Annotated in this window: 19 protein-coding genes; 5 read left to right on the top strand and 14 right to left on the bottom strand. The window is 61.5% G+C overall.

Features of this window, described 5'->3' with window-relative positions:
- The first annotated feature begins 41 nt into the window (after nt 1-41).
- Together LJ737_RS09555 and LJ737_RS09550 are read left to right on the top strand one after the other, a co-directional pair.
- Nucleotides 42-1,343, top strand: a complete 1,302-nt coding sequence (locus LJ737_RS09555) for a T9SS type A sorting domain-containing protein (protein WP_227765066.1) — start codon at nt 42-44, stop codon at nt 1,341-1,343.
- A gap of 115 nt (nt 1,344-1,458) precedes the next feature.
- Complete coding sequence (locus LJ737_RS09550; RefSeq protein ID WP_227765063.1) at nt 1,459-2,172, top strand: DUF421 domain-containing protein; 714 nt, start codon at nt 1,459-1,461, stop codon at nt 2,170-2,172.
- Nucleotides 2,173-2,267: 95 nt separating this feature from the next.
- Here the strand turns inward: LJ737_RS09550 and LJ737_RS09545 are convergent, their stop codons facing one another.
- The 3 genes from LJ737_RS09545 to LJ737_RS09535 all read right to left on the bottom strand — a co-directional run bounded on the left by LJ737_RS09545 (nt 2,268) and on the right by LJ737_RS09535 (nt 3,540).
- Nucleotides 2,268-2,669 (bottom strand): hypothetical protein, encoded by a 402-nt coding sequence (locus tag LJ737_RS09545; protein ID WP_227765061.1) that lies wholly within the window; start codon nt 2,667-2,669, stop codon nt 2,268-2,270.
- 49 nt (nt 2,670-2,718) lie between these two features.
- Nucleotides 2,719-3,135 carry a carboxypeptidase-like regulatory domain-containing protein gene (locus tag LJ737_RS09540; protein WP_227765060.1) on the bottom strand — a complete coding sequence of 139 codons (417 nt, stop codon included), beginning with the start codon at nt 3,133-3,135 and terminating at the stop codon, nt 2,719-2,721.
- Between the two features lie 78 nt (nt 3,136-3,213).
- Nucleotides 3,214-3,540: a hypothetical protein gene (locus LJ737_RS09535; protein ID WP_227765058.1), complete on the bottom strand. Its 327-nt coding sequence runs from the start codon at nt 3,538-3,540 to the stop codon at nt 3,214-3,216.
- 166 nt (nt 3,541-3,706) lie between these two features.
- Between LJ737_RS09535 and LJ737_RS09530 the strand changes: the two genes are divergently transcribed.
- Nucleotides 3,707-4,447 carry a LytR/AlgR family response regulator transcription factor gene (locus tag LJ737_RS09530; RefSeq protein WP_227765056.1) on the top strand — a complete coding sequence of 247 codons (741 nt, stop codon included), beginning with the start codon at nt 3,707-3,709 and terminating at the stop codon, nt 4,445-4,447.
- Between the two features lie 154 nt (nt 4,448-4,601).
- Here the strand turns inward: LJ737_RS09530 and LJ737_RS09525 are convergent, their stop codons facing one another.
- Entirely contained in the window at nt 4,602-7,640 is a 3,039-nt protein-coding gene (locus LJ737_RS09525; RefSeq protein WP_227765054.1) for an ATP-binding protein, read from the bottom strand.
- Nucleotides 7,641-7,790: 150 nt separating this feature from the next.
- Here LJ737_RS09525 and proC point away from each other — a divergent pair, with 150 nt between their 5' ends.
- Together proC and LJ737_RS09515 are read left to right on the top strand one after the other, a co-directional pair.
- Entirely contained in the window at nt 7,791-8,609 is an 819-nt protein-coding gene (gene proC, locus LJ737_RS09520) for a pyrroline-5-carboxylate reductase (RefSeq protein ID WP_227765053.1), read from the top strand.
- 139 nt (nt 8,610-8,748) lie between these two features.
- Nucleotides 8,749-12,288 carry a PAS domain-containing protein gene (locus tag LJ737_RS09515; protein WP_227765051.1) on the top strand — a complete coding sequence of 1,180 codons (3,540 nt, stop codon included), beginning with the start codon at nt 8,749-8,751 and terminating at the stop codon, nt 12,286-12,288.
- A 15-nt stretch (nt 12,289-12,303) separates the two neighbouring features.
- Here LJ737_RS09515 and LJ737_RS09510 read toward each other — a convergent pair whose 3' ends face one another.
- The 10 genes from LJ737_RS09510 to LJ737_RS09465 all read right to left on the bottom strand — a co-directional run bounded on the left by LJ737_RS09510 (nt 12,304) and on the right by LJ737_RS09465 (nt 24,165).
- Entirely contained in the window at nt 12,304-12,708 is a 405-nt protein-coding gene (locus LJ737_RS09510) for a DUF3224 domain-containing protein (RefSeq protein ID WP_227765048.1), read from the bottom strand.
- A gap of 106 nt (nt 12,709-12,814) precedes the next feature.
- Complete coding sequence (locus tag LJ737_RS09505) at nt 12,815-13,393, bottom strand: YceI family protein (RefSeq protein ID WP_227765047.1); 579 nt, start codon at nt 13,391-13,393, stop codon at nt 12,815-12,817.
- A gap of 40 nt (nt 13,394-13,433) precedes the next feature.
- Entirely contained in the window at nt 13,434-13,997 is a 564-nt protein-coding gene (locus LJ737_RS09500; RefSeq protein ID WP_227765045.1) for a hypothetical protein, read from the bottom strand.
- 145 nt (nt 13,998-14,142) lie between these two features.
- Nucleotides 14,143-15,345, bottom strand: coding sequence for a helix-turn-helix domain-containing protein (locus LJ737_RS09495; RefSeq protein WP_227765043.1), 1,203 nt, complete (start codon nt 15,343-15,345; stop codon nt 14,143-14,145).
- Between the two features lie 205 nt (nt 15,346-15,550).
- Nucleotides 15,551-16,639, bottom strand: coding sequence for a grasp-with-spasm system SPASM domain peptide maturase (gene gwsS, locus LJ737_RS09490; RefSeq protein ID WP_227765042.1), 1,089 nt, complete (start codon nt 16,637-16,639; stop codon nt 15,551-15,553).
- 207 nt (nt 16,640-16,846) lie between these two features.
- A complete protein-coding gene (gwsG, locus tag LJ737_RS09485; RefSeq protein WP_227765039.1) occupies nt 16,847-17,866 on the bottom strand; it encodes a grasp-with-spasm system ATP-grasp peptide maturase in 1,020 nt (339 codons plus the stop codon).
- Between the two features lie 230 nt (nt 17,867-18,096).
- Nucleotides 18,097-18,267, bottom strand: a complete 171-nt coding sequence (locus LJ737_RS09480) for a hypothetical protein (RefSeq protein WP_227765037.1) — start codon at nt 18,265-18,267, stop codon at nt 18,097-18,099.
- Nucleotides 18,268-18,666: 399 nt separating this feature from the next.
- The gene (locus LJ737_RS09475) at nt 18,667-20,448 is read right to left on the bottom strand and encodes a hypothetical protein (protein WP_227765035.1); all 1,782 of its coding nucleotides are present in this window, start codon (nt 20,446-20,448) and stop codon (nt 18,667-18,669) included.
- A gap of 182 nt (nt 20,449-20,630) precedes the next feature.
- Nucleotides 20,631-21,908, bottom strand: coding sequence for an HlyD family secretion protein (locus LJ737_RS09470; RefSeq protein ID WP_227765033.1), 1,278 nt, complete (start codon nt 21,906-21,908; stop codon nt 20,631-20,633).
- A gap of 7 nt (nt 21,909-21,915) precedes the next feature.
- Nucleotides 21,916-24,165: a peptidase domain-containing ABC transporter gene (locus tag LJ737_RS09465; RefSeq protein WP_227765031.1), complete on the bottom strand. Its 2,250-nt coding sequence runs from the start codon at nt 24,163-24,165 to the stop codon at nt 21,916-21,918.
- Between the last annotated feature and the right edge of the window lie 157 nt (nt 24,166-24,322).

The raw sequence follows: 24,322 nt of genomic DNA, 5'->3' as shown, positions 1-24,322 counted from the left end.
TTATTGCGCAGGGCTGGCTTCATTCCTCGTTCCAGTTGTTTATGAAGCACCTGTTACTCTTACTAAGTCTGCAGGTTCTTGGCTACGGCGCCTTGGCGCAGGGCACTACCATCTCCGGCGTGAGCAGGCCGAACCTCCTGTGGGCGGTTCCGCAGGTCGTGCCGCCGATGGTGACGGGTCGTCCCGTCGAGTGGTCGGCGAACAATTTTATGAACCAGCGGCCGGCCTGGGTGTCGTTCCATTACGCTACGGGCGGCATTACGCTGTATCGGTACACTTATAACGCCGCGGGCCAGCTTGCCTTCTTGGTCGGGACCGACTCGCTCAGCGGCCAGCTGCAGTACCGGCAAAACAGCACGTACAACGCCAACAACCAGCTCGTTGGCGTCACGATGGAGCGGTGGGAAAACGCGCCGCCGGCGCCGCCCGTCACCTACACTTTTACCTACGCCTACGACGCGCACGGCAACCTGACCCGCAACGAAGCCAACGACGGCCGGCAGACTAACCTCTTCGAGAGCAGTTACACCTACGACGCGGCCGGCACCATTACCAGCATGGTGTACTACATGCAGCTGGGCGGGCAACCCCGCCAGCCCGTGGGGCGCATTACTTTCGCGCTGCAAAACGGCCGCTGGCAGAGCAGCGTGCAGGAAGAATACGATAACGGCAGCTGGGTGCTGCGCCGCCAGGTTCACCGCTACAACTGGCGCAACTGGCCGCTGCGGCGGCTCAACGCCAGCCGCTGGACCGATTACGGCGGCGTGACGGCCTCCGAAGCCCGCGACACCGTGCGCTTTACGACTAGCGGCACTGATACCGTGGTATTCCGGACTGCGCAGTTCCTGCACCCCGGCGGCTGGCAGGCCGCCACGCCCTACCGGGGCCGCTTTGACGCCCACGGCAACTTCGTGGCCTCGTCGTCCGTGCTGCACCAGGACTCCAGCGAATTTCGCTACAGCGCCGACCACCACCTGCGCTACCAATGGACGCGGCACGAGGACTATAACCCCGCGCCGGTCGTGTTGCTCCTCTCCTTTTACTACGCGCCCGGCACCGTGACGGCAGCCGCCCCGGCCGCGGCTCCGCTGCAGCTCACGCTCAGCCCCAACCCGGTCAGCCGGCACCTGCTGCTCACGGCCCCGGACCTGCCGGCGCCGGGCCTGCCCGTCGAGCTGGAGGTCGTCAACGCCCTCGGGCAGGTGGTGGCGCGGCGCCAGGTCCGGCCCCAGGGCCGCACCCTCGCCGAAACCTGGGACGTGCAGGCCTGGCCCGCCGGGCTCTACGTGCTGCGGATGCGCACGGCGGCGGGCACCACCGTGCAGCGCTTCGTCAAACAATAGCTGGGACGCAGCCCATTACCGCTGAGCTTCGTAAGACTACGCGGCTCCCGTCGTTCGGGGGCCGCGTTTTTATTGGGGCCGCCGCTTGGGCGGACCCGCCAGCCTGCCCGCCGCCATGCTGTTTTTGCAAGCTCCCATCACACCTTTCGACTGGCAACGCCTGCTCTGGGCCGATGCCCCGCCGCTGTTTTTGCTCGAAGTAGCCGCACGCTGCGTCATCACCTACCTGCTCACCCTCGCGGCCCTGCGCGTGACGGGCCGGCGCGGCGTGCGGCAGCTGAGCATTTTCGAGCTGAGCATCATCCTGGCCCTGGGCTCGGCCGCCGGCGACGCCATGTTCTACGACGACGTGCCGCTAACCCACGTGGCGGTGGTGTTTGCCCTCATATCGGGGCTGTACCTGCTCTTCAACCGCCTCACCGAACGGTACCCGCGCTTCAGCGACTGGCTGGAGGGCGCGCCAGTGCTGTTGGTGGCGGACGGCGAAGTGAACATGCCCAACTTCCGCCGCCAGAACCTGACGCAGAAGGAGCTGTTCGGGGAGCTGCGCCAGCAGCAGGTGGAGCACCTGGGCCAGGTGCGGCGCGCCTACATCGAAGCCACCGGCAACATCAGCGCCTATTTTTTCGCCGACGACGACGTGCGCCCCGGCCTGCCCATTTGGCCTGAGCGGCTGCAGCAGGAGCGCCGCCGGGTGGAGGAAGAAGGCCAGCACGCCTGCTGCCAGTGCGGCCACGTGCTGGCGCTGCCCCGCGGCGGCGTCCGCCCCTGCCCCGTTTGCCGCGCCGACGCGTGGGTGCCCGCCTGCACCGCGCGCCGCCAGGCGTAGCGCAGGTGACAGTCAAACAAGGGGTCGGGGGCCCGTGTCGTCCGGATAAAGAACGACACGAGCCCCCGACCCCTTGTTTGGCGGGCAGCTCTACCTTACCGGGCGGCCAGCACCCGCGACACGGTGGATATTACCAGCGGACCACGTTCCAGTTGCTGGAACGCGCGGTACTGCTCGGGGTTCAGGATGCGGGCCATGGCCAGCTCGTACTCCTTTTGCACTTGCAGCGGGGCGTCGGCCGGGCTGGCGGCGCCGGGCGTGGTGGCCAGCTGCTCCAGCTCGTGGCGGGTGCATTCGCGCACGGCCTGGGCCTGGGCTTGCGTGAGGTGCAGCGCGTCGGTCAGGTAGAGGGAAATGGAGAGGGCACCCTGGCCGGCGGCGTCTTTGGCGCCGGGGTTGAGCACGGGCTCGTTGGCCCCGAAGCTGGTAAAGCTCAGGCCGGGCAGCAGCAGGGCGGTGAAGGAAAGGGCGAGGAGGATGCGGCGGTTACGTTGCATGGTGTGCGTGCGGCAAGTGGTGTGGAAAAAGGGCAGGAAGCAGCCGGAGCTAGTGCGGGCGGGGCGCCACGCGCTCTAGGCTGATGACGAAGTCGTTGTGGCGGTGGGGGCGGCTCAGCTTGATGGATTGGTCGCCGAAGCCGGCGTAGCCGCAAACCAGCGTCACGGCGGCGTTGGTGGGCAGGTTCAGGGTGAACTCGCCCTGCGAGTTGGTCACGGCCAGAATTTCGCGGGTGGTCGGGTTCCAGACGGTGGCGCCGGGCAGCGGCAGCCCCTCCCCGTCGGTGATGCTGCCCGATACGGTCACGGCAAACGATTCGGGGGCGGCGGGCGGGGCCGGAGCGGCTTTGGCGGGGGGCGCGGCCGGTTTGGCGGCGGGCTGGGTGCGGCCCGGGCCGCTGGCGCGCCCTTGCCCGAGGGCGGCAACGCTCAGCAGGGCGCCGGCGAGCAAGAGGACAAGACGCATAATCAGGTGTGGTGGAAGCGTCGGAGGAAGAAGCGGGGCAAACGAGGTGCTGCCGGGCGGCGGGCGGCAGTTCGGCGGCTAGCGGGGCAGCCGCCCGGCCAGCCACGCGAAGGCATTGTACTGACCGGGGCTGAGAATGCCGAGCATCTGCTCGTCGAAGCGCTGCCAAGCCGCGGCCGGGGCAGCTGCGTGGGCCTGCTCGGCGGCAAAGCGGTGCACGGCCAGGGCCTGCCGGCTGCTCAGGCGCAGCGCATCGGTCAGGTACTGCGTGTAGCAAGCCGCCCGTTGCTGCACCGAGTCGACTGCGGCCGGCTGCACGGCGGGCCGGCCGGGACGGCGCGGCTTGGCGGCGGCCGATGTGGCGAGGACGGCCAGCAACCCAAGCAGGAGTAGAAGCTGTTTCATCGGGCGAGAACGGGGGGTTTATCGAAAAGCTGCGTACTTGATTCGATTCAAACTTAGTTTCGCCTCAATAGCCGAGTTGGATATTTTGCCCGGAGCTTCGTATCTCTATGCGAATGACGGCGCCCGCTCTGCCAAGCCGCTGCGCGCCCCACACCTCTTGCACCTTATGCCCTCTTCCGCCATCCTGCGCGTCGTTATCGTCGACGACAACGAAATCAACCGCCTCACGCTGGAGCACTACGTGAGCCTCACCGACAACCTGGAGCTGGTGGCTTCGTTGCCCGACGCCCGCGCCGCGCTGGCCCTCACGCGCGCGGCCGAGCCGCCCGTCGACGTGCTCTTTCTCGACATCGAAATGCCCGTGCTCAGCGGCCTGGAGCTGGTGCCGCTGCTGCCCTCGCCCGCCCCGGACGTGGTCATGGTCACCTCCCACCCCAGCTTCGCCGTCGACGCGTTCGACCTGCGCGTGACCGACTACCTGGTGAAGCCCGTCGACTACGGCCGCTTCCTCAAGGCCGTGGACCGCGTGCGCGAGCAGCGCCGCGCGGCCGCCCCCGCGGCCCCTGCTGCCGACGCCTCGGCCCTGAACGTGGAGGACTCGCACCTGTTCGTGAAAGTCAACAACAAGCTGCTGCGGCTCGACTTCAACGAAGTGCTCTTCATCGAAGCCATGTCGACGTACTCCATCCTGGTCACCGAGACGCAGAAGCACATCGTCTACATCACCCTCAAGGCCCTGGAGGAGCGCCTGCCCTTCGCCCACTTCCGCCGGGTGCACCGCTCCTACATCGTCAACACCCGCCGCATCGACGCGGTGCAGGACAACATGCTGCAGCTCGGCTCCTACGAGGTGCCGGTGGGCAAATCCTACGCCGAGGAGTTTATGAAGCAGTTGCGCGGGCTGTAAGACGCCACGGTTTCAGGTCTTCCCCAAAACGGCGACGCCCGCACCTTAACTAGTGCGGGCGTCGCCGTTTTGGGAAGACTCAGCGGTTGGCGGCTCACCACAAATTGCCGGCCGGCCGTCAGGCCCGCGGTGCTGCTGCAAGCCGGCCCTTCTCCTACTCCGCCGGCAGCTCCTGCGGCAGCTGCTGCAGGGCGCGCTGCACGGCCTCGGCCAGTTGGGCAGCCGCGGCGCGCAGCTCCGCGTCGGGCAGGTGCACGGGCACGTCGTGGCGGAACTGCTCCAGCTGGGCCACCGGGCCCTCGGTGCCCGGCACGCGCAGGGCCGTCAGGTTGGGCTTGATGTGGTGCACGATGCGGGCCACGGCCGGCCAGTTGGCGGCGGCGGCGGCGGCCTGCAGCTCCTGCAGGCTGTCGGGCATGTTGAGGAGGAAGGAGCGGATGATCTTGGTCACGAAGGCTTCCTTGCCGCGGGCCATGTCGCGCAGGGGCTGCAGGTCGTAGGCCGGGGCGGCGGGCGCAGCCGGCCGGTGGAGCACCTGCACGAGGGTACGGTAAAGGTCGGCTTCCTCGAAGGGCTTGGCCAAGGTGGCCGTCATGCCGGCGGCCAAGTACAGCTCGTTGTCTTCGCGGAAGGCGTTGGCCGTCAGCGCCACAATGGGCGTGCGGGCGCGCTGCGGGTCGGGGTGCTGCAGCAGGCGGGCGGTGGCGTCGAGGCCGTTCATGCCCGGCATCTGAATGTCCATGAGCACCGCGTCGTAGGGCTGAGCGTAGAACTGCTGCACCCCGGCTTCGCCGTTCACGGCCTCGTCGACCACCACGCCCCACTCTTCCAGCAGCAGGCGAGCCACGTCGCGGTTGATTTCGTTGTCTTCCACCAGCAGCACGCGCTTGCCCTGCAGGGCGCCGGTATCGAGCGTGGCCGGGGCGGTAGCCGCCGGCAGCTGGGCGCGGTCGGCCTTGGGCAGCGTCACCTGAAAGGCGAAGGTGCTGCCCTGGCCCAGGGTGCTCGTCACGGCGAGCTGCCCACCCATTTGCTCCACCAGGGCGCGCGAGATGGTCAGGCCCAGGCCGGTGCCGCCGTGCTTGCGCGAGGTGTCGGCGTAGGCCTGCGTGAAGGAGTCGAAGATGCGCTCCAGGCGCTCGGGAGCAATGCCCGGGCCGCTGTCCTTCACCCGAAATTCCACGGTGATGGTGCTGTCGGTTTCGCTCAGCAGCTCGCCCACCACGTCGATGTGCCCGCCGGCGTCGGTGAACTTCACCGCATTGGCCGTCAGGTTGATCAGGATCTGGTTGAGCCGGTGCGCGTCGCCGAGCACCCAGGGGTACGAGCAGGTGGTGCGCAGCGGGGTACCGCTGAAGGTGAGGCCTTTCTGGGCAGCCTGCAGCACCAGGGGCTGAATGGCCGCGCCCATGGAGTCGCAGAGGTTGAACACGCGCTGCTCAAATTCCACCTTGCCCGAGCTGATTTTGGCAATGTCGAGCACGTCGTTGATGACGCCCAGCAGGTGCTGACCCGAGGAGCGAATGACGTCGAGGTATTGGGTCTGGCGGCCGTCGAGCGGGGTTTTGCTCAGCAAGGTGGCCATGCCCAGCACCCCGTTGAGCGGCGTGCGGATTTCGTGGCTCATATTGGCCAGGAAGTTGGCCCGGGCCGTTGCGGCGGCTTCGGCGGCTTCTTTGGCCTGCTGGGTGGCGCGCTGGGCCAGCACCCGCTCGGTGATTTCGTGGCCGAAGGCCATGACGTGGGCTTCCTCCCCCGGCTCGTCGACCAAGCGGCTGTACTGCTGCACGTAGTGCAGGCCGCCCTGCTGGTCGCGCAGCTTCACCACGCTGGCATACTCGCCCTGCTCCCGGATCAGGCGCAGGTACTCCACCACGGCCGTGCGCCGGTCGTCGTCGATGGCATCCTGCAGGGGGCGGCCGGTGATGTCCTGGGTGCCGAGGCCGAGCATGGCGCTCAGGGCCGGGTTGGCCGAGAGAAGGCGCCCGTCGAGGTCGTGGGTCCAGATCAGGGCCTGGGCGTAGTCCATCAGCTCGTTGTAGCGCCGCTCATTGCGGGTCAGCTCGCGCTGGGCTTCCGTCAGGTCCGTTACGTCGGTCGAGACGATGAGAATGGCCGCTTCCTCTTCGGGGCGGGGCAAGCGGCGCAGCTCCACGTGCAGCCAGCGCACCTCCCCGCTGTGCAGGGTAAAGGGCACGTTCAGGGCTTCGTCGCGGCCGGTGCGCAGCACCCGCTCGCAGGCCGCCCGGTACTCGGCCATGATGGCCTCGTTGGTTTGCAGGCTTTGCTGCATCAGCTCGCGGAAGGCGCGGTTCGAGAACAGCTCGTGCCCGGCCACCGTGCGCACCATCACCGTGTTCGGGATGGAGTCGAGGATGTGCTGGGTGAAGCGCTGCTGGGCGTCGAGCTTGGCTTCGCTGGCGCGCGACTGGGCCTGGGCGTGGTGGCGCTCGGTGATGTCGAGCAGGTAGAGGTTGTAGTAGCCCGCGGCGGCAAACGGCACGGCGTAGGCTATGTATTGCCGCTCCCCGATCTGCAGCTCCATCTGCCGGTCCTCGCCGGCCTGCACAGCTTCAGCGGCCATCCGGTAGTACTGCACGCGGGCGGCCTGCTGCTCGTCGGGCGTCAGGCGCTGACGCAGGCGCCAGGCGGCGGGGTTGGCGTACAGCACTTCGCCGCTGAGGGCGTAGCGAATCATGGGGTACGGGCTCTGCTCGGGGATGCTGGCGGCGGCCAGCATGCCTTCGTCGAGGTCCTCGCGGGTGATGTCGTAGAGGTGCTCCAGGTACCCGCCGCCCGGCAAGGGGCGCTGGGCGCGGCGCAACACCCGCCCGTCGGGCAGCACCAGCGTGTCGTCGGCGCTGGTGGCCAGGGGCTGGCCGTTGGCCCCGGTGTGGTGGCGGCCCACCAGCTCCACCAGCCCGGCGGCGGGGCGGCCCGGCCAGTCGGCCGCGTCGCCGTCGATGCCGAGCAGGGCGAAGTACAGCGCGTTGACGCTGCGCACTACTTGGTCGGGGCCGACGTGCAACATGCCCACGGGCAGGTGGCCAGCCAGGATGCGCAGCTGCTGTTCGGCCTGCGCGGCGTGGTCGGTGGCCTGGTGAAGGGCAGCCGCTAACTCAACGCTGCGCGCTTCGGCGCGAGCCAGCGCGGCTTGTAATTCAATCAACTCCTCGGCGGTCGGAATAGGCATGTTGGGGCAATCAGTAGCAATGCAATCCTTCGAAATTAGCCGCCGGCCCGGGGGTGGCCGGCTGTTTCTCGCTCAATGATGGGTTTTGCTGGGCGAACGACGCGCAACGCCCTGCGAAAGAACCCGTCCTCTCCCCTACTATTGTAGCCTATGGACACCACTTCCCCGCGCATTGCCATTCTGGGCAGCGGCAATATCGGCCTTTCCTTGGCCAAGGGCCTGGTAAAAGCCGGCCTGACTGCGCCCGCGGCCATTACCCTTACCCGCCGCAACGTGGCCGCCCTGGCCCCGCTGGCCGCGGTCGGCTACCGCGTCACGGCCGACAACCGCGCCGCTCTGCAGCAGGCCGACCTGGTGGTGCTGGCCGTGCTCCCGCAGCAGCTCGACCAGCTACTCGACCTCATTGCCCCGGCCCTCGACCCGGCGCGCCACCTGCTCGTGTCGGTGGCCTCGGGGGTGAGCTGCGCGGCCATTCGCCAGCGCCTGCAGCTGCCCGTGCGGGTGGTGCGGGCCATGCCCAACACGGCCATTGCCATCGGGCAGTCGATGACCTGCCTGGCCACCGACGACGCGCCGGCCGCCGATATGGACTTGGTGGAGCGGCTCTTCAACACGGTGGGCGTGAGCGTGCGCATTCAGGAGGAACTGATGACCTCGGCCACGGCCCTGTGCGCCTGCGGGGTGGCGTTTTTCCTGCGGGCCATCCGGGCGGCTTCGCAGGGCGGCACCGAAATCGGGTTTCACGCCCACGACGCGCTGAAAATGGCCGCCCAAACGGCCAAGGGCGCTGCCGACCTGCTGCTGCAGCTGGCCTCGCACCCCGAGCAGGAAATCGACAAGGTGACCTCGCCCAAGGGCTGCACCATTGCGGGCCTGAACGAGATGGAGCACCAGGGGTTTAGCTCGGCTCTGATCAAGGGCATCAAGGTGTCGGCCGACAAAGCGGGCAAGCTCTACCACGAGGGCTGAGCAGCCGGCGGCCCGCCCCGGCCCCGACGCGGCAATTTTTCGGTACATTTATCTTCGGCCACCCCCTTGGGGCTGACCGCGCCGCGCTCCTCCCCGTCCTTGCCCGCTTCGCCGGTCTTTTATGGTGCCTCCCACTGCTTTGTCTGACTACCTGGCCCTGTTTCGGCACCTGCCGGGCAATTATTTATTGCTGGCCCCCGACGAAGCCATAACCATCGTCGACAACACCGAGCAGCACGCGGCCGTGGCCCTGAAAAGCCGCGCCGAAGTGGCCGGCCGGCCGCTGTTCGAGGCCTTCCCGGCCGCCGACCACAACGAGGCCGCGGTGTTGCGCGCTTCCATCGAGCATGTGCGCCACCACCACGAGCCGCACACCATGCCGCTGATCCGCTACGACCTGGAGCGGCCCGCCGCGCTGGGCGGCGGCTTGGAGGAGCGCTACTGGCAAGCCAAGCACTACCCCATCGTGGGCGACGACGGCCAGTTGCGCTACATCCTGCAGCAAACCGAGGACGTAACGGAGCGCCACCTGGCCGAGCAGCGCGCCCGGCTGGCGCAGCAAGACCTAGCCGAAAGCCAGGAGCAGATTCGCTTCATGCTCGAAGCCCTGCCCCTGATGCTCTGGACCACCCGCGCCGACGGCACGGCCGATTACCAGAACCCGGGCTGGCTGCGCTTCACCGGCCGCACCCTGGACCAGGCCCGGGAATGGGGCTGGCTCGACGACATTCACCCCGACGACCGCGCCCACGTCAACCAGGCCTGGCAGCAGGCGCTGGCCACTGGTACCGATTACCAGGTGGAATACCGCCTGCGCCGCCACGACGGCGAGTACCGCTGGCTGCTGGTGCAGGCCGTGCCCCGCCGCAGCGCCGACGGCCGCATTTCCAGCTGGGTAGGCACCGGCACCGACATCCACGAGCAAAAGCTCAGCCAGCAATGGGTGAGCGAGAAGGACCGCCAGCTGCAGCAGATTCTGCAGCTGCTACCGGCCTACGTGGCCACCCTGCAGGGACCCGAGCACATCTACACCTTCGTCAACGAGCGCAGCCGCGACCTGCTCGGGCCCGACGCGGAGCTAGGCCGGCCCGCCGCCCAGGTGCTGCCCGACCTACAGCCCAGCGGCCTGGCCCAGGTGCTCGACCTGGTGTACCGCACCCAGCAGCCGCACGTGCTCAACGAAATGCCCGTCAGTGCGCCGCCGGCGGCCTCGGCCGAGCACCCCCGCTACTTCGACGGCGTATTTCAACCCCTCACCGACGAGCAGGGCCAGTCGACGGGCGTGCTCGTGTTCGGCGTCGATGTGACGCCGCGGGTGCAGGCCCAGCAGCGCGCCGCCGAGCTGCAGGAAGAGGTGCGCCAGCAAAACGAGCAGTTCCGGCTGCTGGTGGAGTCCTTGCCGCTCTACGTGTACATCACCGATGCCGAGGGGCGCATGCTCTACGTCAACCCCCAGCGCCGGGCCTACACCGGCCAGGACGCGGTGCGCGCCCTCACCCACTGGGACGAACCGGTGCACCCCGACGATGCGCCGCGCATGCGCGAGCTGTTTGCCGAGGGCCGGCTGCTGCGCCGGCCCTGGAGCGGGGAGTACCGCCTGCGCCGCCACGACGGCCACTACCGCTGGGTGCTCACCCACGCCGTGCCCCTGTTCGACGCGCAGGGCCAAGTGCAGCGCTGGTACGGCTCCAGCGTCGACATCGACGACCAGAAGCGGCTGCAGCAACGGCTGGAGCAGCAGGACGAGCAGCTGCAACGCATGCTGCGCACGCTGCCGGCCATCATCAACACCATGGAAGGCCCCGAACACCGCTACACGTACATCTCACCGCAAATGCAGGCGCTGGTGGGCCAGCGGGTGCAACTGGGCCTGCGCGTGGTGGAGGCCCAGCCGGAAATTGCCGAGCAGGGCTTTGTCGAGGTGCTCGACCGCGTGTACCAGAGCGGGGAGCCGTTCGTGGCCCTGGAGCAGCGCGTTGATTTGCTCAGCCCCGACACCGGACAGCTGGAAACGCGCTACTTCAACTTCAGCTACCAATTGCTGCCCGAAGTGGACAACCGGCCGGCCTCGCGCGGCATCCTCTCCTTCGCCCTCGACGTGACGGAGCAGGTGCGGGCCCGGCAGCGGACCGAGGAGCTGCAGGCCGAGGTGAACCGCCACGCCGTCAAGCTCAGCCGCATGACCGAGGCGCTGCCGGCCATTTCCTTTATCCTCACCCCCGACATGCGGCTGGAGTACTTCAGCCCGCAATGGCACCAGCTCACCGGTTTCCCGCCCGGCACCGATGCCGACGCCGTCTGGCCCACGCTCATCCACCCCGACGACCGGCCCACCGCCTACGCCACCTACGAGCGGGCCATTGCGCAAAACACGCCGCTGGAGTTTGAGTACCGCTTGCTCCACCACGACGGGCAGTACCGCTGGCAGGTGTGCCGCGCCGTGCCCGAGCTTGGCCCCGACGGGCAGGCCGTGCGCTGGTACGGCACCGTGGTCGACAACCACGAACAGAAGGAGTTGCGCGACGAGCTGCTGCGCTCCGAAGCGCGGTTCCGCTTCATGGCCGAGAGCATACCGCAGGTGGTGTGGACGGCCCAGCCCGACGGCCGCATCGACTACCTCAACCAACGCTGGCAGGAGCTGACGGGCGTGCCGGTGGAGCACTCCCTGCGCTTTGGCTGGACCGAGCTGGTGCCACCCGACGACGTGGCCGTGGTGGTGGGCAAGTACCTCACGAGCATGCGCTCCGGCACCGATTACGAACAGGAAAGCCGGCTGCTTTCGGCCCAGGACGGGCAGTACCGCTGGTTTTTGCACCGGGCCATGCCCATGCGTAACGCCGCGGGTGAGGTCGTGAAGTGGTTTGGCACAAGCACCGACATCCACGACTTCAAGCAGGCCCAGCAGCAGCTGCAGGCCCAGAATGCCCAGCTGCGGCGCATCAACGAGGACCTGGACAACTTCGTCTACACCGCCTCCCACGACCTGAAGCAGCCCGTCAACAACATGGCCGGCATCTTCGAGGAGCTCATGCGCACCGCCCGCTTCGACGACCCGGCCGCCCACGAGCTGCGCGGCATGTTTGAGCGGGCCATGCACCAGATGCACGACACCGTGGAAGACCTCTCGGACGTGGTGCAGGTGCAGCGCCGCCACGAGCAGCTGCCCGCCGAGCCGGTGGAGCTGCGCGCCTTCACCGAGGAAATCATCCGCAGCCTGCAACCCGCGGCGGCCGTGGCCGGGGCCACGTTCACGCTGGACTTCGACGCCGCGCCGACCCTGCAGTTTGTGCGGCCCAACTTGCAGAGCATCCTCTACAACCTGCTCTCCAACGCGCTCAAGTACGCCCACCCCGACCGCCCGCCGGTGGTGCTGGTGCGCACCGAGCTCGTCGACAACGAACCGGTGCTGCTGGTGCAGGACAACGGCTTGGGCATCGATTTGGAGCGCCACGGCCGGGAGCTGTTTCAGATGTTCCGCCGCTTCCACGACCACGTGGAAGGCTCGGGCATCGGCCTTTACCTCGTCAACCGCATCGTGCAACAGCTCGGCGGCACGCTCAGCGTGGCGAGCGTGGTGCACGAGGGCACCGCCTTCCGGCTGCAGTTGCCCGGTACGCTCGTGGCCCGGCCCCAATCGGCGGCGCCCCGCTCCGTCAAGGCAGAAGAACCGACGCTGTAGCCAAAAGCGACGGTCTTACTGCTCCAAAAATTCGTAGTCCAGGGTCAGGGCGGCGGCGCGGCCGGGCCGGCGCACAAACCAGCCGCGGCCGCGCAGGCCGTCGAGGTCGTCGGTGCCGGAGCCGGGCACCACGGCCAGCTGAGCCTTGGCCACGCCGTCTTCCACGCAGCCGGTGTGCTCCAGCACGAACGTGCCCGCCCGGCCGCCCACCCGGCCCACCACCCGCTCCAGCCCCACCGAGCTGGCCGAACCGTCGGCGTGGTAGGTCAGCAGCACTTCCAGCTGGCCGGTGCCCTCAATGTCGCCGCGAAACTGCTGGGTGGCGCTGGCACGGGCCAGCACCGGCTGCCCGTCGATTTCGTGGCAGGCTTGCTCCAGCCAAGCCTCTAGCTCCAGGGTACTCAAAGCGCGTTCGTTCATAGCCGTTGTCCCGTTAGCGTGGTCAGGGCTGCAAGATACGCGCACTAAAATATATAGCCATGCACTTACTAATAAAAATAGCAAATCAATGGCGACGCATTAGCAATCAGCGCCTAGCCCCCTGATTTTCATCCACCGCCAGCACGTCGAAGTCCAGCTGAAAATCGTTGCGAATGGCTTGGTCGCCGAGGTCGGCGAAGAAGCTGCGCGAGTTGTAGCGGATGCCGAAGCGGGTGCGGTCGAGCGTGAGGGTACCGCGCAGGCGCAGTTCGCCAGCCGCCCCGGGCCCGAGGGTGTAGGGAAACGTGACGCGCTGGCTGACGCCCTTAATGGTGAGCAGCCCCGTGGCCTGGGTGGCCGTGGCCGCCTGCAGGCGAAACTCAGCCGTGGGAAAGCGGGCCACGTCGAAAAAGTCGGTGCCGCGCAGGTGCTCCTGCAGTTGGGCGTTGTCGTGGCGCAGGCTGGCCATATCGACGGTAACGCGGGCGCTGCGCAGGCGGCTGCCCGCGCAGCCAAACGTGGCGGCGCGCAGCTGCAGGCTGCCGCTGGGCGCGTAGCTGCCCACCTCGGCGTGGCCCGTCCAGGTGAGGCGGCTGGCGGCGGGCTGGGCGTGGTAGAGCTGGGTGGCGGGGTGAGCGGCCAGCGTCAGGCAGGCCAGCAGAACGGGAAACACGCGAGTGTTCATGACGAGCACGGAATAAGGCTGACGGAAAACAGGAAGCTGCCTAGCGGCCGGCGGTAGGCGCAGCCGGCTGTACGTCGGCTTCGGTTTCGATCAGGCCCATGCCCTTGTAAAGGCGGCCCTGTTTGTCCTTGGCCAAGATGTACCAGAGCGCATCACCGCCGTAAAGGCGCTGGGCGCTGTCGGCGTAGCGGTAATTGCGGGGGAAAGTGTAGCTGCGGCCCTGCTGCAGGCGGCCACCGGGGCACTGAAACAGCTCGGCAAACTCAGCGGGCGTCTCGCGCATATTTTGCTGCCAGCCAGCGGCGCTGTACCAGATAAAGCTACCGCACTCCACGATTTCCAGGTCGGCCACGTCAGCGCGCACCGTGGTCTGGTGCTTCCACACGTAGCCGCCGGGCCGCTCAGGGTTGGGCTCGGGGTAGTTGGGGTTGGGAGCGTGCCAGAGCGAGAGGCCCACCGGCACGCGGCGCAGCTTGTCGGGCAGGACGCGCGAGTGGTCGGTCCAGCCGCTGGCGGCCGGGGTGGCGGGCGTGGTTTGGGCTTGGGCGCACTGCCCTAAGAGCAGGCCCCAGGCGGGCAGCAGGATGAAAATCAGGTGCTTCATGAGCGGGTTCGATTGGGGTTAAACAACGACCCAAAAGTGCCCGCTCAGCCAGCCCGAAGCGCCCCAGCGGCGGAAGTGGAACGTCCCAAAACATATTTTGGGACCTGTAGCTGGTGGTGAGCGGATAACCCTGAACGTCATCCACTCACTGCTTGCCAAACTCGCTCGGTGCCACGCCGGTAACCTGCTTGAAAATGCGGTTGAAGGTAGTCTTGGAGTTGAACCCGCTCTCGAAGGCAATGCCGAGCAGGGTCAGGCGCTGGGCGTCGTCGGTGCGGGTCAGGCGGCGCTGCACCTCGGCCACGCGGTAGCCGTTGACCAAGTCGTTGAAGGACTTGCCGAAGCCCTGGTTGACGGTAAAAGAAATTAGCCGAGTGGGCAGGTCGGTGTGAGCCGCCAGCTCGGCCAGGGTGAGCGTGGGGTTGCGGAAGAGCTGCTCGTCCTCCAAGGCCCGACGGATGCGCTCCAGCACCCGCGCATCAACGGCCGGCTGCTGCCGCGCAGCAGCTTGGGCCTGGCTGCGGGCCGCGCCCGGCATCGGGCCACCGGGCGCAGCTGGCGGTGCGGTTTCAGTCGCCCACACCAGCGCGGTGGGTGCTTTGCCAAGTGGCTCAACGTCGGCGGCGAAATGCACGGCCTGCATATCGGCCTGACGCAGGCCTACCACGCCAATGCAGAACACCACCGCGCCAAGTAGTTCGGTGGAGTAGTCGTAGCGGTAATACAGGCCGAAAAACTCACGCAGCACCACCTCCACCAGCCACTGCGCGCTGACGACAGCCAGCAGCACCAGCAACACGCGCAGCCAGCGCAGGCGCAGCTGGGAGGTTTCGGAGAAGTTGTCGTCGAGGTAGCGGCGGTACTGGCGCAGCAGGCGCAGACTCAGCGCTAAGTACACCATCAAGGACAGCCAAGTGCCGATAAACTCCAGGCGGTAGGTGTAGGGCCGATGCACGTGCTCCCAAAACCAGAGCCGCGTGGGATAATCGGTCAGGCGCAGCGTGGCGTAGAGCCCGGCCTGCAGCAGCACCGGCGCGAAGTGCCAGAGCTGACGCGGGCGCAACCGGAAGGCGTGGTTGGTGAGGCTGCGCACGTATAAGTAGAGCAGCGGCCCGAAGGCGAAAGAGTAGTAAATCGGGGCGAAGTACCAGTTGGCATTCTGCCCGTACACGTTGGCCGCGCGAAAAAACCCATCTAGAATCCAGAGTGCAATGGCCAGCATGAGCAGGGCTAGCAGGCGGTTGGGGCGGCGGTTGTGCGGGGCCAGCCACAGCAGCCCGGCCGCAAAGACGGCCTGCGCCACCACGGCTAGCAAGAGCACCACAACGGGGGTAAAGGGTATCTGCATAGCGGAGCGGCTCGGAAGCCGGCAAGGTAGCAGCCGCTGACTTTACCCCATTCTGATTCTGCTGCTGCTTACCCAGCCCGGTCTTTGCTGGCCGCCTCCCTCGCGTTTCCTTGCTTTCCAGAAAACTTGGTCCGCACCCGCTTTCAGACCGCAACCCTGATCTACTAGCGGATCAGGGTTGCGGGAAGGGCAAACAGCGGCATGCTTACGCCGGCACCAAGCGGCTTTGGTTAGCCATTGTAGTCTGCGGCTGCTGCCAAGCAGCGGCGTAAGGGTCATACGTACACTTAGCCGGTTTGGAAAGGGGGCCCGCCTCTACGTAGGCCCGACAATCAGTACAGATGTAACGAAATTCGCAGTCTTGGCAGACGTTGATTTGGTCCTTGCTCACGCCCCATATTTCCTGGAAGCGTTTCTGCTGCGCAATCGGCAGTAAGCTGGCCTGGTCGTCTACAGCGCCATAGGAAGCCGCGTGACTCGGACAATTTTTGACGTTTCCGAACTGGTCAACGGCAATTTTGCGGTTCAAACACGAATTAAATTGCTGCGCTTCGGTAAACGTCGACAGGTGAATCGAAAATAGCGCCGGATGGATGTAGCCGCAGTGAGCTTCCGAATCAATTGGAGCCCGGGCGTGAATTAAGCACTGGCTCACCTCGTTGTAAATAAACTCCTGTTTTTCGTCCGGAGCAGAGTGTACAATGATTTGACTTATGCGCGGATTCTGTTGCAACAGAAGTCGGCAGAAGTCCTCGCTTAGCCCGGGGCTGTGCTTCGTTATAATTTCAATGGATCGAAAGCGCGACGTCTTGATTTGCTGATCCAACTCCTGGAAAAACCCTTCCGTCAGTGCTACGAAGCTGCGCACCTGCAGATGCTCGCACCCAGTCAGCTCAATCAGGGCAATGGCCCGCAAGACGTTGTATTTACTCTGCGCCCCGATGTCGAGGATGGCATTGGTAATCAGCTTGGGATGGTTATACGCCAAGCTCATCTTCGGAAAAAGCTCGGGCTGCTGCGTATAGAACCCGTACTCTTTCTCCACCAAAAAATCAAAATACCCAAGTATCGTATCCGCGTGCTGAGTCGGATACTTATTCAACACCTCTCCGACCGAGAGCAGATGGTCTTGCTCTAATATGCTTTGCAGCGCGTTAGGAATATAATCATAACTGGCTCTTTGCAAATCACACACAACGCTGCGCTGTGCTCCGCGCACTGGCAGGCAGCAAGCGAATAATTTGAAATACACTTCAAAAGTATTGCCTGGAGCAAACTGCTTCGCAAATAGCATATCAGTATGAAAATTTAATTTTTGAAATTACCTTCTTAAAAGACACCGGTGTAAATATATTATTATTATAATAATCACTCCTGTTTTTTACACGGTCACTCTTGTCGCCACCTGGCATTTCTTCCATAACATGATAAACAACCGGGAAAACCTCCTGACCGTCCTTTCCTATCCTGTTACGAAATTGCTCATTGCCCTTGTTCATACTTACCTCATTAAGTAATCTGCAACTTTTTCTTCAAGCCCATAATTACAGGCCGTCGACAAAAAACCGAACTGGCCTGTGGGGTTTACTTCCAAGAAATAATACTTTCCAGAAGCAGACACCATAAAGTCAATCGACCCGGTATTCAAACCCAGACGCGTCATCAATTGACACAGTTTGTCCGAAACCTCAGCGGGCAGAACAAAGGGCACCATCCGATTGGGCTTGTGCACATCGTATTTCCGGAAGTCCAGCTTTGTTCGTTCGTGGTCCTGCGAGAAGATGGCCATGCTGTATACTGCTCCGTCCAGGTAGAAGCATCGTATCTCAAAGGCTTTATCAATGTACTCCTGAATGGTAGATGGCAAAAAATACGCTGGTAGCTGAGTTATTATTTCTGCCGTCAGCAGCTGCGTATACATCGTAAAATAATATGTGGTATTAGTAGCCTCATCGACTCGGGATTTGATACCGAACATATCCCGTGTGCACTTGGTGATGACCGGTCCTACTTGCGCTACGAAAGCCTCCACCTGGGCTTTCGAATTGGTAAGCAAAGTTCGGGGCACGTCCAACCCCAAGGATTTTGCTAAACGCAGCGTAGTAATTTTGTTGATCGGCAGCACCGATGGATCGGTCAACCACTTGACTCCATGATCAAAAGCACCCGCAAAGGCCCGTGCAAATGCCGTGTACTCGCTCTGCAGATGTATGGCCGTGTCGACCCCGTAGCTGGTCTCTAACTTCTTGATCAGATGCTCTGTGCTATAGAAACCATACTTCCTGAACCAGACCGTCTTGATGCTCTCCAGAGCTACCCACTCCCCGTTAACCGTAAATCCTCCCGGCTGGCCCCCGGTACCCGTTGCAGGCTCCTCGCACACGCCCTCCGTTACCACGATTTCGTGGCTTGCAGCAATGTCATCGTCATTGATCCTGATCCAAGGTTGCTGTTTGGCATCTAGCCAATCGATTACTATGTCGGTAGTGTATTCACCACTGGTGCTTAGAATTAAGATCATGGCTGAGAAAAGTGTCGGTATCCTAACCGTAAATTACTATCAGTAATAGCATCAACTTCTTGCTCTATTTTTCAAATCTATCAAACACATAACAACTAGCACCACCAAGAGCATTTTCAGCTCAATCTAAGCAATATTTAGATTGAGCGCTATTTGAAGCATTAATAAGTTATATAAAAAGGGCAAGACCTGTACAAACCACAAGTCTTGCCCTTTTTATTCAGCGGATATTAGTTATCCCACTGGGCTTCGCCGTCTTTGGCCCAGCTGCCGTCGCTGTATTTCGTGAAGTCAGCGGCCGTAGCGCCTTCGTTGTCGAATTTACCGCCGAGAACGTTGTTCTGTTCTTCCTCGGACAGCTTTTGGAATTTGTCTTCGCTAAGGTTTTCAAACTTTAACATAATTTTTTTTGGTAGCATAATACCTCGGCTTCGTTGCTCTGGCTTGCTAGTGATGCAATACTAGTACAAAGCAATCATGCAAATCAAGACCAATAATAGAATTAATAAAAAATATTTTAAACATAAATTTTAGACATAGCAATTCTGTTTTGCGTCAAGTATTTTCAACGCAATTAAATGCACCATTACTGCATTTTTTATAATTAACTATTTCGTCGTTACAATTTTATTTTGTCCGAACCTGGCATTGTTTTAAAACATTTCCATAATGAGTAACTAAACGAGCTCTTTCAGAAGCCCCAACTCCGATAATCACAGGAGCCATTGCAAAAGGCAACCGTTTTACATGGAAAAAATATTTTCTGCTTAACCCCTAATTCTTTCATCTCAGCTTTCATATCATTCTATATTCCAATTTCCGGTTATCACCTCAGCCGCTTCGTCATAGATTTTGTAGCTGTACTGGCCAGGGCAGAGTCTCAGATGCAGCTGTTGTTGTCGAGGAGTTAGCTCAGCGGTATAAACCGGCACCGGATCGGGGTAGCGGTTAAGCTCACGGGCTAGGTAAACCTGGATCAATTGTCGCTGACGCCCGGCGGCTTGGCTGCTGGGCGCAGGCAAGGGTAGATTCACCCAAGGAGTTTGACTTTGGTCGAAGTAAGGAACCGGTAAATAACTGACCATCATTTTATTACGCACATATACGTCCTGCACCGCTCTTAAGGGGGCCCGACGGTTGTTTACCATTTTGTACAGCGCAGTAGCGCTTCCGGGCTGGAGCGAGTCAACGGCCGGCAAGGAAACATCTTCCAGATACGTCTGATTGACGCTGGTCAGAGGCCACTGACTTAGCTCGGCCAAGTACTGGCCCATCCATTTTTTAGCCCCACCCGGCGCTCCAGCCTGGGTGCCTGGCCTGACTTCCATATGCTGCCCGCCTCCATACACGACTACCCGAGCTTGGGGGTCTGTTTTCAGCGCCTGCAACAAGTGCTGGGCCTGACTTAGCTCCCGGTTTTCCGCACGCATGTCATCGTAGCCAACGAGTTTGAACCCAATGCGGTGGGCGGTGCGCACCAGGTTGGCAAATGTTGGCTCGCGGGTGTAAAAGCCCGAAGACATCAGCGGAAAACCGCGTTCGTTGAAACCAGAGTCGCTTAGGGTTTCCAAAGCCAAGTATCTGTAACCCAATGCATAGACCTGAGGCAGCAGGGCTGCCAGCAGACTCCGGTGGTGGGCCGAGCCATGGTGTTCGTTGATAAGCAATGCCTTGGCGGAAGCAGCGCGCTGCAAAATGTCCTGAACCGCCGGTTCGGTCTGAAACGATTCAATTGCCGGCGGTACCGACGAATGAGGAAAATCCGGTTCTGCGGGCAACGGGACGCTGGTGCGCAGCAGTGCCTTTTTGCTGCACAAGCGGAAATACCGGGCAGAATCCTGGTTGCCCGCCATTGCATGATACTGCACTAACAGTTGTTGCAACAGCGGATGCTGCGACGCGTCGTTGATCAGGGCCGGATTGCGGCGGGCGTCGAGCAGCGCAATAAGCGGGGCCAGGTAATTGCCGCCGGAACTTGCCAAAAAGGCTTGGTCCACCTGCTCTGACACGTTGAGCAGCGTGGAGTCACCGCGGGGCTGTACCGAGGGAAAGACATAGGCGTTGAATTCCATGTCCATGTCGAAAGCCCGATCAACCAGAGGCTTACCCTCATTTTTCTTGCCGGGAGCCTCCGTCGCGACTAAGTACAGGAACCCATCTCTGTTTGGCACTTGGTAGGCATACTCCCTCGACAACTCCGTCGCTTGGGTTATGCTGCGGGCAAACCGTCCGGCCCCTACAGCGGTGAATCCCGCCGTCAGCCACCAGCTTCCTGGCCGGTGCCGAATGAAAGCCGCCCGCAGGCGGTAGTAGGGAGGTACGTTGGTGGTGCCCGTGAAAAGGGGCAAGAACTGTCGCGCGGCTACCCCCAGCTTTTTGGCGGCCACGCGGCGCTCCTTCCGGGTGAAGGCCCGGCGGTCTTGACGCAGGATGAAATCCCCGTTGGTGGTAAGGCAAGTTCCTAAACTGTCATTGCAGTAGCGAATGATGTAACTCTGCCGCACGTGGCCAACCTGCTGCCAGTGGTTGGCTGTGGTACACGAGCCTAGCAGCCCTGCCCCCACTAGCATGAGTGCAGCCACGTGATGCCGGCTTACATGAGTGAGCCGCATTGCGCCGGACAGATTTTGCGGTAGCCGAGAGTGCACAATCAATTGAAATAAGTTGGCAATCAGTACTATTGGCGAAGTCTTCAGCAACTGCCAACCGGGGCCTGTTCCGCCAAAGAAGCGGCGGCAGCACGGCAGCTGTTTTGCGGAGTCGCTTACTGCCGTATGGCTTTGTCGAATAGCTTTTCTAGCAAGCGGGAGGTTTTGGTAACGACGAATACCGTGCCTCCCATGCCGACGTGCAACGGCATGGCCGGGGTGCTGTTGCCGGGCTGATACAGTTTGATTTTAGCTCGGTAGGTTGCGTTGTTCGTGCTCAGTTCCTGCAGCTCCGTGACGGTGCCCGCCGTTTTGCCATACTTCAGGTACGGGTAGGCATCCAGGTGCACATAGGCTTCGTTGCCCACCCGGACTTCCCCGATACGGCTTTGGGGTAATTCCACCACCCCAATGTATTCGGGGCGCGGGGGCGCAATCGTGAACAGGTGCTGCCCAACGGCAACCGGCTGATTGAATTGCGTAAGGGGCTCCACCATCAATGTCCCCTGCGCCGGGCTGGTGACCACGTACTTGGCCTGCCAATTTTCAATAGCCGTGCCCAATTCGTGCAGCCGACGTTCCTGCTCAACAACCCGGGCTTGCCGTTGGCTCTCTACTTCGATCAAAGCCATTTCCACGGTATGCACCTGGGCTTGCGCATCCAACAAACTCATTTCCAAGTTTTTTACCGGCGCCTGTCCCCGCAATTGATTGGCTTGCAAGCGGTTGAATTCCAGAGGAGCCAAAACGCCTTGCTTAAACAACTGCTCCTGAGCAGCAAACTCTTTGCGTGCCAACCCCAGCTCCTGCCGTGCAAGCGCGAGTTGGGTTTCCAGGTTGGCACGGCGGCGGGCCAGCAGTTGCAAGCTAGCAGCAAGCACAGACGCCTTTCGAGCTTCGGTACCGCGGCCGCTGTAGCGGTTTAGTTCGTCATCCGCCTGGATGAACGCGAGGTAAGCCGCCTGCACTTCCCCTAGCCGGGAGTGCGGGAGTTGCTTGAGGTGTTGGGTGGCAGCCACTGCATTACTGCCAGCAGCCTCAACCGCTTTGGCACCACGTAGCAGCCCCAACACCTGCTGCGGGTCGGCAGTGCTTTCGATAACGGCTAACACCGTGCCTTCCGCCACCGGCTGGTTGGCCGCGTGCGTCAAGCGCACAATCTTTCCTTGCGCGCGTGCACTCACCTGCTTGGGCGCTCGTACGGACGTGATTATCATACGCGCCTGCACCGTATCTGGGTACTGTACAAACCAAGCCACGCCAAACAAGCTCAGCAATACGAGAAAGGCGATACTGCTGCCCCACCATATCAGCCAAGACGGCGCGCGGGAAATAACAACGTCAAGTTCGTGGGTATGGGTAACGGGCGGTCTTGCAATTTGCTGCTGAGGCATAGCCGCTTTATCCTACTAATTCTACTTGATTCCGAACTAAATTCCAGTAGGTACCGCATTGCTGGAGTAATTCCTCGTGCGAACCTTGCTCACTTATTTGCCCATTTTCCATTACCACTATTTGATCGGCGTAGCGCACCGTACTCAAACGATGCGCCACAATAACAACGGTACGATTATCAAAGAAATTGCTTAGGTTCTGAACGATAATAGATTCATTCTCCGTATCCAAGGCGTTAGTAGCCTCGTCAAAAAACAGAAATTCGGGTTCCTTGTAAATTGCACGGGCAATTAATATGCGTTGCTTTTGCCCTTGGCTAACTTGCTGCCCGTCGCTACCAATTTTGGTACTAAAGCCCCGCGGCAACGTTTCTATAAATTCTAAAATATTAGCCATTCTGGCCGCATACAGTAGCTTGGTCAAATCGGGTGTTTCGTCACCAACCGCAATATTTCCGGCCACCGTATCGGAGAAAATAAAGCCTTCCTGCGCTACCACTGCGCATTTGGACCGCCACGAGCTGTGGGTAAGATGCTTCAGATTGGTATTGCTCAGGTGAATACTGCCTTCTAAGGGCTCGTAGGTTTTCATCAGCAGCTTAAGTAGGCTGCTTTTGCCGCTACCGCTGCTGCCCACTACGGCCGTTATTTTGCCAGCCGGAATGTGCAAGTCAATGTTGCGCAGCACTGGTTTGGTCGGCGTATTCGGGTAGGCAAAGGTCACGTTTCGCAGATGCAAGCTCTGGCCAGCATGCACTTGCCCCACCTGCGCGTCCGTCCACTTATCCTCTTCATCCAGCTCGTGCACTTCCGAGAGACGCTCTAGGCTCAGGCTGGCATCCTGATACGTTTGAATAAACATAACCAGCATCTCAATGGGACCGGTTAACTGCCCAATGATGTATTGCATTGCGAGCATCATGCCCAGCGTCATTTGATTATCAATGACTGCTTTGGCAGCTAGAAAGCTTATGGACAGGTTTCGACCTTCATTAAGAATAAACGCCCCGGTTTGTTGCAACTGCGACAGAGACAACACTTTGTATTGCAGGCGCAGGTTTTTGGCTTGTACTCGTTCCCATACCCAGCGCATGGGCTGTTCTGCATTGGCTAGCTTAATATCATGGATACCTTGAATGATCTGATTTATTGCATTCTGGCTTTTCGAAGCCAGTTGAAAACGCTCAGCGTCTAGAACCTTGCGTTTTTTTAGTAGATAAGCCGTCCATAATATATAAATAAGGGACAGAACAAAAAATACAATAAATATAACTCTGCTGTATATCAATATAACCCCACCAAATACAACTAGCTGCAGAAAAGAAAACAATATATTTAATGATTGATTAGTCAAAAACTGTTCGATTCTACCATGATCATTAATCCGCTGCATAATATCCCCAAAAGTCTTTCTTTCGAAATAGCTTACGGGCAACGACATTAACTTTATGATAAAATCAGACAGAATTCGTAAATTAATTCTGGTGCTAATGTGCAACAGAATCCAGCCTCTCACAAAGTCATTTACCAGGCGCCCAATCAACAGCAGGCCCTGCGCCAGCAGAATGGTATATACTATGCCGTAGTCTTTGGTGGCAATTCCAATGTCAACCAACGATTGGGTTAAAAAAGGAAATATAAACTGCACGCTGCTGCCTACCAGAAGGCCCAGCAAGAGTTGGACAACGAGCTTGCGCGCATCGGTTAACTGCTTCAGGACGTGGCGCAACCCATATTTTGAGCGCTGCTCCTGCTCGTCTGGCGCGGCTAGGGCAGCAGTCGGCTCCAGTATCAGGCATACACCACCGTGAACTTCGGCCTGCTCCCCTCCCCAAGCTTTCAGGAATTCCGCGGCCGAATAGCTTACCAGCCCCAGCCCGGGGTCGGCCACCTGCAGACGCAAAGCGCTACCCTCTGCAGTTGACTTGCCTGCCCTGAACTTGCGTAACCAAGCGCTCCGGGATTCGCCTACTGCGTGGACGACCACGAAGTGTTTCTGCTCCCAATGCACAATGCACGGCAGGGGCACCTGCGTGGTCAGTTGTTCCAGGGTGACGCGGGCCGCTATGGTCTTAAATCCGCACGACTCGGCGGCTTTGCTCAAACCCAACAACGAGCTGCCGTGCACGCCTACCTGACTGCTGGTTCGTAGTTTATTGAGGTTCAGTTGATATCCATAAAACTTGGCAATCATTCGCAGGCAACTGGGCCCACAATCCATGGTATCGACCTGCCGGTAAAAGGGAAACGTTTTCAAATGATAGGAATTAACGGCTCGTTGCCGAGCAGTAGATATGCGGTTCAGAACCAGGGGTAATCAGGAATGAGCACGGTTAACGTACCGAGCTCAGCTTGGCCGCAGCGGGACTTAGGAGAGTCCGAAAGAATTCAGAAACGACTTATCGATTGGCAAA

It is taken from the genome of Hymenobacter sp. 15J16-1T3B (assembly GCF_020711235.1).
Classification (GTDB): domain Bacteria; phylum Bacteroidota; class Bacteroidia; order Cytophagales; family Hymenobacteraceae; genus Solirubrum.
Note: the sequence above shows the minus strand (reverse complement) of the source record. Positions and strands in the feature narration are given on the sequence as shown.

Bases quoted from the DNA above. Each gene is read 5' to 3' on its own strand.
- LJ737_RS09555 (WP_227765066.1), top strand. From the start codon at position 42: ATGAAGCACCTGTTACTCTTACTAAGTCTGCAGGTTCTTGGCTACGGC.
- LJ737_RS09550 (WP_227765063.1), top strand. From the start codon at position 1,459: ATGCTGTTTTTGCAAGCTCCCATCACACCTTTCGACTGGCAACGCCTG.
- LJ737_RS09545 (WP_227765061.1), bottom strand. From the start codon at position 2,669: ATGCAACGTAACCGCCGCATCCTCCTCGCCCTTTCCTTCACCGCCCTG.
- LJ737_RS09540 (WP_227765060.1), bottom strand. From the start codon at position 3,135: ATGCGTCTTGTCCTCTTGCTCGCCGGCGCCCTGCTGAGCGTTGCCGCC.
- LJ737_RS09535 (WP_227765058.1), bottom strand. From the start codon at position 3,540: ATGAAACAGCTTCTACTCCTGCTTGGGTTGCTGGCCGTCCTCGCCACA.
- LJ737_RS09530 (WP_227765056.1), top strand. From the start codon at position 3,707: ATGCCCTCTTCCGCCATCCTGCGCGTCGTTATCGTCGACGACAACGAA.
- LJ737_RS09525 (WP_227765054.1), bottom strand. From the start codon at position 7,640: ATGCCTATTCCGACCGCCGAGGAGTTGATTGAATTACAAGCCGCGCTG.
- proC (WP_227765053.1), top strand. From the start codon at position 7,791: ATGGACACCACTTCCCCGCGCATTGCCATTCTGGGCAGCGGCAATATC.
- LJ737_RS09510 (WP_227765048.1), bottom strand. From the start codon at position 12,708: ATGAACGAACGCGCTTTGAGTACCCTGGAGCTAGAGGCTTGGCTGGAG.
- LJ737_RS09505 (WP_227765047.1), bottom strand. From the start codon at position 13,393: ATGAACACTCGCGTGTTTCCCGTTCTGCTGGCCTGCCTGACGCTGGCC.
- LJ737_RS09500 (WP_227765045.1), bottom strand. From the start codon at position 13,997: ATGAAGCACCTGATTTTCATCCTGCTGCCCGCCTGGGGCCTGCTCTTA.
- LJ737_RS09495 (WP_227765043.1), bottom strand. From the start codon at position 15,345: ATGCAGATACCCTTTACCCCCGTTGTGGTGCTCTTGCTAGCCGTGGTG.
- gwsS (WP_227765042.1), bottom strand. From the start codon at position 16,639: ATGCTATTTGCGAAGCAGTTTGCTCCAGGCAATACTTTTGAAGTGTAT.
- gwsG (WP_227765039.1), bottom strand. From the start codon at position 17,866: ATGATCTTAATTCTAAGCACCAGTGGTGAATACACTACCGACATAGTA.
- LJ737_RS09480 (WP_227765037.1), bottom strand. From the start codon at position 18,267: ATGTTAAAGTTTGAAAACCTTAGCGAAGACAAATTCCAAAAGCTGTCC.
- LJ737_RS09470 (WP_227765033.1), bottom strand. From the start codon at position 21,908: ATGCCTCAGCAGCAAATTGCAAGACCGCCCGTTACCCATACCCACGAA.